Annotated in this window: 12 protein-coding genes and 1 pseudogene; 11 read left to right on the top strand and 2 right to left on the bottom strand. The window is 56.8% G+C overall.

Annotated elements, in window-relative coordinates; all coding sequences use genetic code 11:
• Positions 1 to 300 (top strand): annotated as a pseudogene (locus QZ197_RS03345) (calcium-binding protein); the annotation flags it as partial.
• Positions 301 to 306: 6 nt separating this feature from the next.
• On the opposite strand, the gene QZ197_RS03350 reads toward QZ197_RS03345, so the two are convergent.
• Positions 307 to 1,413 carry a polysaccharide biosynthesis/export family protein gene (locus tag QZ197_RS03350; RefSeq protein ID WP_296430039.1) on the bottom strand — a complete coding sequence of 369 codons (1,107 nt, stop codon included), beginning with the start codon at positions 1,411 to 1,413 and terminating at the stop codon, positions 307 to 309.
• Positions 1,414 to 1,515: 102 nt separating this feature from the next.
• Entirely contained in the window at positions 1,516 to 1,692 is a 177-nt protein-coding gene (locus QZ197_RS03355) for a DUF1674 domain-containing protein (protein WP_296430043.1), read from the bottom strand.
• A 71-nt stretch (positions 1,693 to 1,763) separates the two neighbouring features.
• Here QZ197_RS03355 and QZ197_RS03360 point away from each other — a divergent pair, with 71 nt between their 5' ends.
• The 10 genes from QZ197_RS03360 (at position 1,764) to QZ197_RS03405 (ending at position 13,815) form a co-directional block, all read left to right on the top strand.
• Entirely contained in the window at positions 1,764 to 3,032 is a 1,269-nt protein-coding gene (locus QZ197_RS03360) for an RsmB/NOP family class I SAM-dependent RNA methyltransferase (protein WP_296430045.1), read from the top strand.
• A gap of 111 nt (positions 3,033 to 3,143) precedes the next feature.
• A complete protein-coding gene (locus tag QZ197_RS03365) occupies positions 3,144 to 4,850 on the top strand; it encodes a heparinase II/III family protein (protein ID WP_296430105.1) in 1,707 nt (568 codons plus the stop codon).
• Positions 4,851 to 4,867: 17 nt separating this feature from the next.
• Positions 4,868 to 6,457, top strand: coding sequence for a bifunctional phosphoribosylaminoimidazolecarboxamide formyltransferase/IMP cyclohydrolase (gene purH, locus QZ197_RS03370; protein ID WP_296430047.1), 1,590 nt, complete (start codon positions 4,868 to 4,870; stop codon positions 6,455 to 6,457).
• Positions 6,458 to 6,467: 10 nt separating this feature from the next.
• Positions 6,468 to 6,974, top strand: a complete 507-nt coding sequence (locus QZ197_RS03375) for a signal peptidase II (protein WP_296430048.1) — start codon at positions 6,468 to 6,470, stop codon at positions 6,972 to 6,974.
• A gap of 52 nt (positions 6,975 to 7,026) precedes the next feature.
• Positions 7,027 to 7,227: a DUF3035 domain-containing protein gene (locus QZ197_RS03380; RefSeq protein ID WP_296430050.1), complete on the top strand. Its 201-nt coding sequence runs from the start codon at positions 7,027 to 7,029 to the stop codon at positions 7,225 to 7,227.
• 87 nt (positions 7,228 to 7,314) lie between these two features.
• Entirely contained in the window at positions 7,315 to 8,646 is a 1,332-nt protein-coding gene (locus QZ197_RS03385) for a pitrilysin family protein (protein ID WP_296430052.1), read from the top strand.
• On the top strand, positions 8,646 to 9,956 hold the full coding sequence (locus tag QZ197_RS03390) for a pitrilysin family protein (protein WP_296430054.1): 1,311 nt from the start codon (positions 8,646 to 8,648) through the stop codon (positions 9,954 to 9,956). Before QZ197_RS03385 ends, QZ197_RS03390 begins: the two co-directional genes overlap by 1 nt.
• Before the next feature lie 49 nt (positions 9,957 to 10,005).
• Positions 10,006 to 11,817, top strand: coding sequence for a DNA mismatch repair endonuclease MutL (gene mutL, locus QZ197_RS03395; protein ID WP_296430057.1), 1,812 nt, complete (start codon positions 10,006 to 10,008; stop codon positions 11,815 to 11,817).
• Positions 11,814 to 13,052 (top strand): DNA recombination protein RmuC, encoded by a 1,239-nt coding sequence (gene rmuC / locus QZ197_RS03400; protein WP_296430059.1) that lies wholly within the window; start codon positions 11,814 to 11,816, stop codon positions 13,050 to 13,052. The genes mutL and rmuC overlap by 4 nt, the downstream gene beginning before the upstream one ends.
• A gap of 4 nt (positions 13,053 to 13,056) precedes the next feature.
• The gene (locus QZ197_RS03405) at positions 13,057 to 13,815 is read left to right on the top strand and encodes an SDR family oxidoreductase (RefSeq protein ID WP_296430061.1); all 759 of its coding nucleotides are present in this window, start codon (positions 13,057 to 13,059) and stop codon (positions 13,813 to 13,815) included.
• The last annotated feature ends 6 nt before the right edge of the window (positions 13,816 to 13,821 follow it).

Raw genomic sequence — 13,821 nt, forward strand, 5'->3', positions numbered from 1 at the left:
GCAGGCAACGACCAGCTTTCAGGTGGTTTTGGGGATGACACTCTGATTGGTGGCGCAGGCGCGGATACGTTTATTTTCAATGGTGGCCGCGACACAATCCGCGACTTCACATCGGGCGAAGATCAAATAACGCTAGGTCCAAACCTATGGACGGGCCTCACGTCCGCCGCAGATCTCTTGTTTTTCTACGGCAGTTTGGATGCGACCGGTGCTTTGATCGCTTTCGAAACCGGTGACACCCTGCGCATTGAAGGGATCACCGATCTGGCCATTCTTGCGGACGATTTTGCGCTGTTTTAGGGTCGTTTAATTCAACGTTGTCGCAAGCGAATTACCCAGCCCAAAGACCGTCAATGCAGGTCCCAGCGCGCTTTCAGTGCCATAGATCAGGTCGCCATCTTCAAGCAAGAAACGCCCTGCCGAAAACAAACCATCGGCCGATGTCAGATCAATGGTAAACACGACCCGCTCTTTCGGAGGGCCAGAGATTCCATCGCGCACTGCGCTGCTGGCATATTCACGCATAACCAAGATGCTTTCAGGATTGGCGCTGCCAGCGTTCACGCCGCCGATCAAAGCCATAGCTTCAAGGGCTGAAAACTCATCCTCGGGAAAGTCGAAAATTGCTTGCGATCCGGTTGCACCTAGCGTGATGAATTTGCGATCATCATCGACCACATATATCCGGTCACCACCGCGTACAGTCGTATTCATACGTGGATCTTCAAGCAAGCGATCGAACGGGAGGCCAAATGTCTGCCCATCGCGCACAAGACGTACCTGCGGGGACACCAAAGTAGGGTTCGGGCCACCAGCAAGTGAAAACAATTCAAGCAGTTTTAAGTTTCGATCTGCCAACGGGTATAGGCCCGGCGCAGACACACCTGACGCCAGATTGGCGGTGTTGGCACGACCCGGTTCGACAACCAGCTGCACTTGGGCAGACGGAACCGTACGTACCAATTCTTCTTCGATGCGCTGGCGGGCTGTTGTTGGAGACATGCCTGACACGCGCAGATCACCGATAAACGGGACAAATATCTGACCTGCAGAGTTCACTTGCGTGAGTGGCAGTGCAGTCACACCGCCCGGTCCAAAGATCGAAGTTTCTTCCGCGTCCCAAATCGTCAATTGCACTTGATCACCAGCCGCAATCATCAGCGATGCTGGCTGATCACGCGCTGTGATCCACGGCAGTGCTTCTTTGCCAGTCGCTGGCCATGCAGCAAGAACGGGCAGTGTTGCGCGATCCACATCGTAGACGGCGAAGTCATAAACGGGGTCTTCGCCAGCGGCTGCGGTGTTGGCATTTGATGCTGCCAGAATTTCTGATTCGAAACCGGCCCCACGGGGCAATCCACAACTGGCCAAAGCCAGACATGCAATTAGGGCAAAGCAACGTTGGGCGAACACGGGGCAGCTTCCTTTCGCGAATTGCCTCAAGCGATACTGAACCACACCCGTTTTGTCCATGCGTGATAGCGCTTCAAATCGCGACAAACAGTGTCGAAACCGTTAGAAATCGACAGCTATGCCCTTTCGCTCCCAATCGCCAAAGCGCACAGGCTCTGGCCCGTCGCGGCCACCCAGTTCAGTCGGCAATCCTTTGCCGTCAGCCGCAAGACGGCGTTCTTCGGCCTCGGCCAAGGCACGTTGGGCGGCAAGTGGCAGGTCTTTGGGTTCATTAGTCACTGTGTCGGTCTCCTTGTCGCGGGCTTGTCTTTGATATACGTCCCGCGCACCCAGCTTCAAGTGAGAGATCTATGAACCAGACCGGTCTGCCTGCCCGCCGCGCCGCCCATCACCTCTTGATGGAGATCACAGACGAAGGCCGTTTGATGCCTGAATTGATCGTAGGTGGCGCTCTTGCGCGTTTGGAAAACGATGATCGCGCCCGCGCCCAGCGCCTTGCGACCGACGCATTGCGTGGCTTGGACCGTGCTGATCGGATGCTGAAACCGTATTTGAAAAAAGCACCCCCCTCGCATGTAATGAACGCATTGCGCCTTGGCGTGATCGAATTGTGCGGTGGCGAAGCCGCCCACGGTGTCGTCAACGCTTACGTTGAAATCGTCGCGCGCAACAAACGCACACAGACGATGAAAGGTCTTACAAACGCTGTTTTGCGCAAAATCGCCGATGATGGCCCTGCCGGTTGGAACAAACGTGCTGTGCCTTTGACACCGGGTTGGCTACGCCAACCATTGGTCGCCGCTTGGGGCCGCGACGCGGTTGAGGGTATGGAGGCTGCGCATTTCGCTGGTGCACCATTGGACCTGACGATCAAAGCCGATCCCGAAGCCGTCGCTGAAACTGTCGGCGGTGTAGTTCTGCCAACGGGTTCTGTGCGGGTCGCGAACGCTGGCCAAGTCTCGGCACTGCCCGGCTACGCGGATGGTGCATGGTGGGTGCAAGACGCAGCCGCTGCGATCCCTGTTATGCTGCTGGGTAATGTCCAAGGACAGAATATCTTGGATCTTTGCGCCGCACCGGGTGGCAAGACCATGCAACTCGCGGCTTTGGGTGCAAACGTCACTGCCGTTGATGTGTCAGAAAAGCGGATGGCACGCGTGTCCGAAAACTTAACCCGCGTAGGCCTAACGGCTGAGGTCATTGTCAGCGATGCCTTTGCATTGGACGAAGGCGGCTATGACGCGATCTTGCTGGATGCGCCCTGCTCTGCCACGGGTACGATCCGGCGTCACCCTGATCTTCCCTACGCCAAAGACGGCTCAGAGTTTGCCGCACTGATTGATCAGCAAGAAGCATTGCTAGATCACGCCCTATCCTTGCTTAAACCGGGTGGTCGCTTGGTTTATTGCACGTGTTCGCTGCTTCCCGACGAAGGCGAAGTGCAAGTCGAAGAAGCCTTGGCCCGGTTTGATGGCCTAACGGTGGAAACACCCGGCATCAAAGGCATCGACGCCGATTGGGTGACGCCCGAAGGCGGCTTGCGGCTGCGTCCTGATTATTGGGCAGAGCTTGGTGGTATGGACGGCTTCTATATGGCGGTTCTGCGAAAGCCTGCGTGACTTGAACGCAGGCTTGTTGCTATGGTTTGTCTAAGCGTTCGTGACGCGTAGACATCAAGGCGGCAAAACTTGGGCCAACCACAGACATGGCGGCAGCGCCGTATCCGTTTCATGCATCGGGTTCACGCCCGCCGTGCGGCCCGTGCCGACACTGCGACTGCATTCGTATCCGCCCCTGAACCGCACACAATTGGCCAAGTCGCTCGCGGCCGCCAACTGATTACGGGCAATTTTCTATTCTCTGGCTTGTTGGTCGAAGGGCCGGATCTTTCTATTTGGGACATCGCCCGCGACAACCCTACGGTCGCAGAAGAAATCCAAGGCTGCGAATGGCTGGATGATCTAGCAGCTGTCGGCGATGACCGCGCGCGCGACCGCGCTCAGGCTTGGGTATTTGACTGGATCAACCGCTACGGTGATGGGCGCAGCGATGGGTGGACACCCGGCATCACGGGACGGCGGGTCATTCGATGGATCAACCACGGGTTTTTCCTGCTGCGCGGTAAAGACAAAGCAGCGGGACAACTGTTTTTCCAAAGCCTCGCACGGCAAACCCTGTTTCTCTCGAAACGTTGGCAGGTCACTTCCCCCGGATTGCGCCGCTTTGAAGCGTTAACGGGCACCATTTACGCAGGGCTGTCGCTCGAAGGGATGGAACATCATATCCCACCCGCAGTTGCGGCCCTAAGTGCTGATTGCCAATCGCAGATCGACAAAGATGGGGCGATCAAAACACGTAACCCCGAGGAATTACTCGAAATACTAAGCCTGCTAAATTGGACCGCAAAGGCATTGACCGAAACGGGACGTGACGTGCCTGCACCTTTAAAAGCTGCGATTGAGCGTATTGCGCCAACACTGCGTGCGCTGCGCCATTCAGATGGCGGATTGGCGCGGTTTCACGGTGGCGGACAGGGTCTTGAAGGGCGGTTGGATCAGGCGCTTGCGTCCTCGGGTGTGCGTGGCAGCCCTGCAAAAGGTCTGCATATGGGGTATGCGCGGCTGACGGCTGGTCGCACCACGTTGATTGCTGACGCAGCAGCACCACCCAGCGGTGATGCTTCAGCTGATGGCCATGCCAGTACATTGGGGTTTGAGCTGACATCAGGGCGCAGGCCATTGATCGTCAACTGCGGCTCTGGCGCGCGGTTTGGCGTTGAATGGCGCAGGGCTAGTCGGGCAACGCCCAGCCACTCGACAATGATGATCGAAGGGGTTTCCTCTTCGCATTTGGCATCTTCAAGGGCGTCAAACCAAGCAGAAGAATTGCTGACCGATCTTCCCTCGTTGGTGCGCGGATATACGATCGAAGACACACAAGGTCGCAGGCTGGAGATGTCGCAAAACGGCTATCAACCCAGCCACGGCCTGACCCATGCACGCATTCTGCACGTCTCGGCGGATGGGCGCACGGTTGACGGCGAGGATATTTTGACCACGCTAGATGCTGCTGACAGTGCCATTTTCGACAAGGCAATGGTCCATGCAGGACCGATTGGCATTCCTTACGCGGTGCGTTTTCATCTGCACCCCGATGTCGAGGCAACCCTTGATATGGGCGCAACCGCTGTGGCCATGCGTCTCAAATCTGGCGAAGTTTGGGTGTTTCGGCATGACGGACAGGCGAAACTTAGCCTTTCTGCGTCAGTTTATCTGCAAAATGGGCGATTAAGGCCCCGCACGACCCAACAGGTGGTTTTATCCGGCAGCGCAATGGCCTATGCGACACGCGTCCGGTGGTCGCTGGCCAAAGCACAAGACACACCCAATGCGGTGCGTGATCTGGTGAAGGCCGACCCGATGGACGTTGTTGAATAGACCATTCGAGGATCCACATGACCGACCTTGCACCCCTGCGCCGCGCGCTGCTATCTGTTTCTGACAAAACCGGCCTGATTGAGCTGGGCCAAGCTTTGGCCGCACGCGGCGTCGAACTGCTGTCGACTGGCGGATCGGCCAAAGCAATGCGCGATGCGGGTTTAGACGTACGCGATGTGGCTGATGTGACGGGCTTTCCCGAAATGATGGATGGTCGCGTCAAGACGCTGCATCCGGTTGTGCATGGCGGCCTTCTGGCGCGCCGTGATCTAGACAGCCACCGCGACGCGATGATCGAACACAACATCGGGCCGATCGATTTACTGGTCGTGAACCTCTACCCATTCGAAGAAACAGTGGCCAAGGGCGCAGACTTTGACACCTGTATCGAGAATATCGACATCGGCGGACCTGCGATGATCCGCTCTGCCGCCAAGAACCATGCGTTTGTGAGCGTGGTGACAGATGTTGAAGACTACGCCGCTTTGCTGGCCGAGCTAGACGCAAATGACGGTCAGACAACGTTGGCCCTGCGCCAGCGTCTTGCCCAAACCGCATATGCCCGAACCGCTGCATATGACACTGCCGTTAGCACTTGGATGGCAGGCGCAATTGGCGCGGACACCCCGCGCCGTCGTTCATTCAGCGGCACCTATAAGCAAACCATGCGCTACGGCGAAAACAGCCACCAGTCAGCGGCGTTCTATACCGATGGAACCGAACGCCCCGGTGTGGCCACCGCCATCCAGCATCAAGGCAAAGAACTGTCTTATAATAACATTAACGACACCGATGCCGCGTTCGAATTGGTGGCAGAGTTTGATCCGGCCGACACCGCAGCAGTCGCAATCATCAAACATGCCAATCCTTGCGGTGTGGCACGTGGCGCGACGTTGCTAGAGGCCTATCAGAACGCATTCGACTGCGACCGCACCAGTGCCTTTGGCGGCATTGTTGCTTTGAACCAACCGCTGGATGAAGCAACCGCCAAAGCCATTGTCGAGATTTTCACCGAGGTCGTCATCGCCCCCGGAGCATCCGACGCAGCTAGGGCAGTCTTTGCTGCAAAGAAGAACCTGCGCTTGCTAACAACCGACGGCTTGCCCGACGTCAAAGCACCTATCACCACCTACCGCCAAGTTGCGGGTGGTATGTTGGTGCAGGACAAGGACACAGGCTTTGTCGGTATCGACGATCTAAAGGTCGTCACAAAGCTGGCCCCGACTGACGCGCAAATGGCCGATCTTTTGTTTGCCTGGAAAGTCGCCAAACACGTCAAATCCAACGCTATCGTGTACGTCAAAGACAATGCGACCGTCGGCGTCGGCGCTGGGCAGATGTCGCGCCTTGATAGCGCACTGATCGCCGCCAAAAAGGCCGAACGCATGGCCGAAGCGATGGGTTTGCCGGAACCGCTGACCAAAGGATCCGCTGTCGCCTCTGACGCGTTCTTCCCGTTTGCGGATGGTTTGATGGAAGCCGCCTCTGCAGGGGCTACATGCGTTATTCAACCGGGTGGGTCGATGCGCGATGATGAAGTAATCGCTGCTGCAGACGAAGCGGGTATCGCAATGGTCTTTACCGGCATGCGGCATTTCCGGCACTAGGAGTTTACGCATGCGACTGATGTTCTGGACCGGCTTTGGGGTCTTTGCACTTGATCAGGTGATCAAGTTTTATGTGTTGTTCAGCGTCTTTGGCCTGTCTTGGGCACAAGTGCGCGTCCCGTCCGATCAACTGCCTTATCCGCCTACGGTCGAGGTTTTTCCGCCGTACCTTGTTCTTAGAATGGCGTGGAACCGTGGCATCAACTTTGGTTTGTTCGCTGATTTTGATATGCGCTGGGTTCTGATTGCCGTGGCCTTTGCGATCACCGGTGCTGTGACGTGGTGGCTAAGCCGCTCTGGCGGCACCAAATGGGTCTATATCGCTGGTGGTTTCCTAATCGGTGGTGCCATGGGCAACGTCATCGACCGGTTCTTTTATGGGGCGGTCGCGGATTTCCTGAACATGTCATGCTGCGGGTTCAACAACCCCTACGCTTTCAACGTCGCCGACATCGCTATTTTCGCTGGGGCAATCGGATTGGCCTTTCTCGCAGACGATAGCAAGAAAGCTGCGTGACGCAGCACAAGACTTGCGATAAACAAAGCAAAGACACCCCGAGGGATCATTCATGCGCGCGCTTATTTTTTCCATTTTGGCCCTAACCCTGACAGCCGCTTGCGGCAATCGTGGCGGAGATGGCGTGGCATTCGGCGACATCGGGCCAGAGCAAAGCACATTCCTTGTGACCCCCGCGGCACCTTTGGAAACGCCACCCGCATTCGTTTTACCGGCGCCCACGCCCGGTGGTGCGAACCGCGCAACACAGTAACCGCACCTCACATCCGCGTATGGTGACTTGAACACTGCGCCAAGCGGCGTAGATCGTTCATCTGAGACGCCAAAATCAGGGATGCTTATGAAACGATTGTTTACCAGCTTTGCGCTGATGATCGCAGCTTCGGTTGCGACTGCCGAGGATGTGACGACCTACATGCTTGATAACGGGATGGAGGTCGTGGTCATTGAAGATGCGCGCGCGCCCGTCGTCGTGCATATGTTGTGGTACAAAGTGGGTTCAGCCGACGAACCCGTTGGCGCATCCGGCGTGGCGCATTTTCTAGAACACTTGCTGTTCAAAGCGACTGACGTTCTCGAATCCGGCGAGTTTTCCGCAACAGTGGCTGCGAACGGCGGCAGCGACAATGCATTCACAAGCTATGATTACACCGCTTATTTCCAGCGGATTGCCTCGGACCGACTTGAGTTGATGATGCAGATGGAAAGCAACCGGATGAACAACCTCCGGATCACCGCCGCCGACGTCGAAACAGAACGTCAGGTCGTGCTGGAAGAACGTAACCAACGCACCGAAAACTCTGCTGGGGCACTGGCGCGCGAACAATTCCGCGCGGCCCAGTTCCAAAACCACCGTTACGGCGTGCCGATTATCGGCTGGAAACATGAGATGGAGCAGTTGGACCTTACTGACGCCCTCGATTTCTATGACCTCTATTATTCCCCAAACAACGCTGTGCTTGTCGTCGCAGGCGACGTGAAACCAGACGAAGTTCTGGCATTGGCCGAAAAATACTATGGCGTCATCCCTGCGGAGGCTAACTTGCCCGTCCGCGAACGCCCGCAAGAACCACCGCAGCGGGCCGAGCGCCGGATCACCTATGTTGATCAGCGCGTCAGCCAGCCCTATTTGGTGCGCAGCTATCTGGCCCCGGAACGCGACCCCGGCGCGCAAACAGAAGCGGCCGCACTGGTCTTTTTGGCCGACTTGTTAGGTGGGTCTTCCTTCACATCCGCCTTGGGCCAAGCCCTGCAATTTGACACGCAAACCGCGATTTTCACCAGCGCGTCTTATGACGGATCAAACCTAGATAGCGGCACATTCAGCCTCGTGGTGGCGCCTTCCGAAGGGATCAGCCTTTCAGTTGCCGAAGCTGCGATGGACGAAACAGTGGCTGCCTTCATGGACGCCCCAATTGACCCAGAGCGCATGGAAAGTATTCGCACGCAACTGCGTGCATCAGAGATTTACGCCAAAGATAACGTGCAGGGACTTGCCCGCCGCTATGGCGCGGCCCTGACGCAAAGCCTGACCATCGCTGACGTGCAAGCATGGCCAGATATTTTGCAAGCCGTCACAGAAGACGACATCAAAGCCGTCGCCGCCAAAGTCTTTAACCGCGATCAATCCGTCACCGGATGGGTCGTCGCATCCCAAGAGGAGGCACGCTAATGCTGCGCATCGTCATCGCCTTTTGTCTAAGCTTCACTGCCTCTGCGGCACTGGCCGAAATTGAGATCAAGCAAGTCACGTCGCCCGGCGGTATCAACGCATGGGTCGTCGAAGAACCCGCAATCCCATTCGTCGCTTTGGAAATCCGTTTTCGCGGCAGCGCATCGCTTGACCTGCCGGGCAAGCGCGGGGCGACCAACCTGATGACAGGTCTATTGGAAGAAGGCGCTGGCGACATGACTGCGCAAGAATTCCAAACCGCCCGCGAAGGGCTTGCGGCCAGTTTCAGCTTTCGCGCATTTGACGACACACTGTCGATCTCTGCCCGCTTCTTGACCGAAAACAAGGCCGAAGCACTGGACTTGCTGCGCCAAGCATTGGTCGACCCGAACTTTGACCAAGACGCGCTGGACCGTGTTCGCGCGCAGGTGCTATCGGGCATTGCTAGCGACGAAAAAGACCCCAACACGATAGCCGGAAACGTATTCAATGCGGCGGCCTTTGGCGATCACCCCTACGGATCCTCAAGCGATGGGACTGTCGAAAGCGTCACCGCATTGACCCAAGAAGATATGTTCGATGCACACCGCAATGCACTGACACGCGACAGGCTTTATGTCTCTGTTGTGGGTGACACGACAGCCGAAGCGGTCGGGGAAATGCTGGACGATCTGCTGGGCGCATTGCCTGCCGAAGGACCCGCCGCACCAGAGGATGTTGATTTTGGATTGGCAGGCGGTGTGACGGTTATCGACTATGACACGCCACAAGCGGTCGCCTTGTTTGGTCACAAAGGACTGAAACGCGACGATGATGATTTCTTTGCGGCGTTCATCATCAATCATGTGCTGGGCGCTGGCGGATTTGAATCGCGACTGATGACCGAAGTACGCGAAAAGCGCGGGCTGACTTACGGGATCAGCACCTTCCTCGTGCCCAAGTTCCACGCTGAAATGATGCTCGGTTCTGTCGCGTCTTCAAACGCTACAATCGCCGAAGCAATCGCCGTCACCCGCGCGGAATGGGCGCGCATGGCAGATGACGGCTTAAGCGCCGAAGAACTTGCTGTCGCCAAGACATTTCTGACTGGCGAATACCCTCTGCGCTTTGACGGCAATGCAGAAATCGCCAAGATCATGGTTGGGATGCAGATGGTCGGACTGCCGCCAGAATACGTGGTGAACCGCAATCACTATGTCGAGGCCGTGACCTTGGAAGAAATCAACCGCGTAGCATCCGAACTGCTGCAACCAGATGATTTGCACTTTGTTGTGGTGGGCAAACCCGAAGGTTTAACAAGCACACAATAGCGCTTTTCCCACTCGCAGAATCGCGGCGGGCCATGCTACAACTTGTAGCATGGCCACCGTAGACCCCCAGATAAAGCAGCAGCCAGTGATCAGGCAGCTTGACGACGCCGCAATCAACCGGATTGCAGCGGGCGAAGTGTTGGAACGACCTGCCTCTGCCGTCAAAGAACTGGTCGAGAACAGCATCGACGCTGGTGCCCGCCGGATCGAGGTGGTGATTGCCGATGGCGGCAAGACCCTGATCCGCGTCACAGATGACGGCTGCGGCATGTCCCCCGCTGATTTGCCAATGGCTTTGTCACGCCATGCGACTTCAAAAATTGACGGCTCTGACCTGCTGAACATCACCTCTTTCGGATTTCGGGGCGAGGCATTGCCGTCGCTTGGCGCAACTGGCCGCCTGTCGATCACGTCCCGCGCGGCAGGGCACGAGGCTGCACAAATCCGCGTCGCTGGTGGCGATGTTGAGAACGTAAAGCCCGCCGCATTGTCATCTGGCACGGTGATTGAATTGCGCGATATGTTTTACGCCACCCCTGCGCGCCTGAAATTCCTACGCACCGACCGCGCAGAGGCACAGGCCGTCACTGACGTAATAAAACGCCTGTCGATGGCCGAACCGTTCGTGACCTTCATTCTGCGTGACGCCTCAAACGGGGATAGCCGCACGACCTTTCGCGCGGATGCCGAAACGGGTGATTTGTTCGATGCGTTGCACGGCCGATTGCGCACTGTTCTAGGCAAGGATTTTGCAGAGAACGCGCTACGGATTGATGCCGAACGCGAGGGGTTTCATCTGACAGGATACGCGGCTTTGCCAACCTATTCACGCGGTGCTGCCGTAGCGCAATATCTGTGCGTGAATGGAAGGCCTGTGCGCGACAAGATGCTGCTTGGTGCATTGCGGGCGGCCTATATGGACGTGCTGTCGCGTGATCGGCACCCTGTTGCGTCACTGTTTATCGACTGCGATCCGATGCTGGTGGACGTCAATGTGCACCCTGCGAAATCCGAAGTCCGCTTTCGCGATCCGGGAACAGTGCGTGGTTTAATCGTTTCGGGTTTAAGGCATGCATTAGCCGACGCAGGGCATCGCGCCTCGACCACAGTGGCCAACGCAACTTTGGGTGCGATCACACCAGAGCATGCAAGCCCACGCATCTATCAGATGGACCGCCCCAGCTTTAGCGCGCGGTCGATGACTTTTCAGGCCCAAGCGCCGGGGTTTGGCGAAGGGCCTTCTGCAAGGTTCGAACCAGAGACGGAAGACGCTTCAGATCAGCTGCCCTTGGGTGCAGCGCGCGCGCAAGTGCATGAAAATTACATCATTGCCCAAACTGAAAAAGGTATCGTGATCGTAGATCAGCATGCTGCCCATGAGCGGTTAGTTTATGAAAAACTCAAATCGCAAATGGCCGAAAACGGCGTGGCCGCGCAGGCGTTGCTGATCCCTGAAATCGTTGAGCTATCGGAAAATGAAGCCGCCCAACTATTGGAAATCGCGGATGACTTGTCACGCCTTGGCCTGACGGTGGAACCGTTTGGCGGCGGCGCAATTGCAGTGCGCGAAACCCCTGCGATCTTGGGCGAGGTAAACGCAGCCGCGATGATCCGCGACATCGTTGACGAATTGGCCGACCAAGGCGACAGCGCGTCGGTCAAAGCACGGATCGAAGCAATCCTAAGCCGCGTCGCCTGTCACGGGTCTATCCGGTCTGGAAGGCGCATGCAGGCGGCAGAAATGAACGCACTGCTGCGCGAAATGGAAGCGACACCACTGTCAGGGCAATGCAACCACGGACGTCCCACATACGTCGAACTCAAACTTGCCGATATTGAACGGCTTTTCGGACGCACATGATACAAATCGGCGATACAACACTCGATCTAAACGATCCTATGACATTGGTTACCGTGATCGCGAGCATTGCGATGTTGCTTGTGGTGATACTGCTTATTGTCGCTGTGCGCCGTGCCGGAAAATCAGCGGAAGCTGTGCAACTGGTTGCAACCCAACTAGGGCGAATGTCGTATGATGTGCAATCCTTGGGCCAAGGCCAGCAGCAATTGGCGGGCAACATTCAAACCGTCAGCGACGCGCAGGCAAATGCCCAAGTCAAAGTGGTGCAAACCATGGAAACACGGCTGGCAGAGGTGCAATCGCAAATGGCCGAACGACTGGCCGACAATGCCATGAAATCGGCCCGCTCGCTGACCGATATGCAAGAGCGGATGAAAGAAACGCTTACCGGATCATCCGAAAAGACGACCAAAAGCCTGACGCAGTTGCAAGAACGGCTTGCTACAATCGACCGCGCACAGACAAATATCGAAAAGCTGTCCGGCGATGTGCTGTCCTTGCAGGATATCCTGTCCAACAAACAGCGGCGCGGTATGTTTGGTGAAATCCAACTGACCGATATCGTATCCAAGGCGTTGCCATCGGACAGTTATGCACTGCAAGCGACCCTTTCAAACGGCAAGCGGGCGGACTGTTTGGTGCACCTGCCGAACCCACCCGGCCCTATCGTGATCGACGCGAAATTCCCGTTTGAAAGCTACGAGGCATATGCCGCCGCCGAAACGCAACAACAGCAACAAGCCGCTTTGCGTGATCTGGGCAACGCAGTGCGCAAGCACATCAAAGACATCAGCGAAAAATACATCATCGAAGGCGAAACCGCCGACGGCGCAATCATGTTTCTGCCATCCGAAGCGGTCTATGCAGAGCTTCATTCGCGACTGCCAGAGGTCATTCGCGGTGGTTTTGACGCGCGCGTCTGGATTGTCTCGCCGACGACCTGCATGGCCACGCTGAACACGATGCGCGCGATCCTCAAAGATGCGCGGATGCGCGAACAGGCGGGCGAAATCCGCAAGGCGCTGCGGCTGTTGCACCGCGACGTCGAGATTATTGGCGAGAAAGCAGGTAAGTTGGAAATCCATCTGCGGCAAGCGGGCGAAGATGTTTCGGGCGTGCTGACTGCGTCCACCCGCGCCAGTAAACGTGCGGACCGTTTGGACAACTTTGATTTTGAAGAACTGGCACCTGATCAAGAAACCCCAGTGGTCGCGATCATTCCGCCAAAGGGATAAGACAATGACACAACGGATATTTATTACGGCAGGGGCTGGCGGCATTGGGCGCGTCATTGCGCAGGCCTACGCCACGCAAGGCGCGCAGGTTTATGTTTGTGATCAAGATGCAGCGGCAATCGACGCGCTTGATCTAAACATCACAGGTGCCCGCGTTGATGTCACGGACGAGGCCGCTTTGGATGCATGGCTGCAAGCTGGTCTCGATAAACTGGGCGGCTGCGATGTACTGATCAATAACGCAGGTATCGCGGGTCAGGCGGGGCCAGTTGAAGACCTAAATCTTGCTGCATGGAAGCAGTGTCTGGCCGTCAATCTGGATGCACAAATGATCACCTGCCGCGCAATCGCACCAGTGATGAAGGCGCAAAAATCCGGCGTAATCACGAACCTGTCTTCTACATCTGGCCTGTTCGGCGCGCCTTTTCGCGCGCCCTATGCGGCCGCGAAATGGGCCGTGATCGGCTTTACCAAAACTATCGCGACAGAGTTGGGCCCGCATGGCATTCGCTGCAACGCGATCTGCCCGGGGGCGGTCAGCGGGGATCGCATGGATAGAGTTCTCGCGGCTGAGGCGCAGGCGCGCGGCGTAACGCCAGACGTTGTTTACACCGATTATGCATCCGGCAGTTCGTTGCGACGTTTCGCTGAACCCGAAGAGATCGCAGGGCTGTGCATGTACCTATCATCTGATGCGGCCAAATTTGTGTCAGGTCAGGCCATTGCCGTTGATGGAAATACCGAAACCTACCATTCCGTCTAGCAACAA

Source organism: Yoonia sp., assembly GCF_017854415.1.
Classification (GTDB): Bacteria; Pseudomonadota; Alphaproteobacteria; order Rhodobacterales; family Rhodobacteraceae; genus Yoonia.

Coding starts and splice junctions, on each gene's coding strand:
- QZ197_RS03360 (WP_296430045.1), top strand. CDS start 1,764: ATGAACCAGACCGGTCTGCCTGCCCGCCGCGCCGCCCATCACCTCTTG.
- QZ197_RS03365 (WP_296430105.1), top strand. CDS start 3,144: ATGCATCGGGTTCACGCCCGCCGTGCGGCCCGTGCCGACACTGCGACT.
- purH (WP_296430047.1), top strand. CDS start 4,868: ATGACCGACCTTGCACCCCTGCGCCGCGCGCTGCTATCTGTTTCTGAC.
- QZ197_RS03375 (WP_296430048.1), top strand. CDS start 6,468: ATGCGACTGATGTTCTGGACCGGCTTTGGGGTCTTTGCACTTGATCAG.
- QZ197_RS03380 (WP_296430050.1), top strand. CDS start 7,027: ATGCGCGCGCTTATTTTTTCCATTTTGGCCCTAACCCTGACAGCCGCT.
- QZ197_RS03385 (WP_296430052.1), top strand. CDS start 7,315: ATGAAACGATTGTTTACCAGCTTTGCGCTGATGATCGCAGCTTCGGTT.
- QZ197_RS03390 (WP_296430054.1), top strand. CDS start 8,646: ATGCTGCGCATCGTCATCGCCTTTTGTCTAAGCTTCACTGCCTCTGCG.
- mutL (WP_296430057.1), top strand. CDS start 10,006: ATGGCCACCGTAGACCCCCAGATAAAGCAGCAGCCAGTGATCAGGCAG.
- rmuC (WP_296430059.1), top strand. CDS start 11,814: ATGATACAAATCGGCGATACAACACTCGATCTAAACGATCCTATGACA.
- QZ197_RS03405 (WP_296430061.1), top strand. CDS start 13,057: ATGACACAACGGATATTTATTACGGCAGGGGCTGGCGGCATTGGGCGC.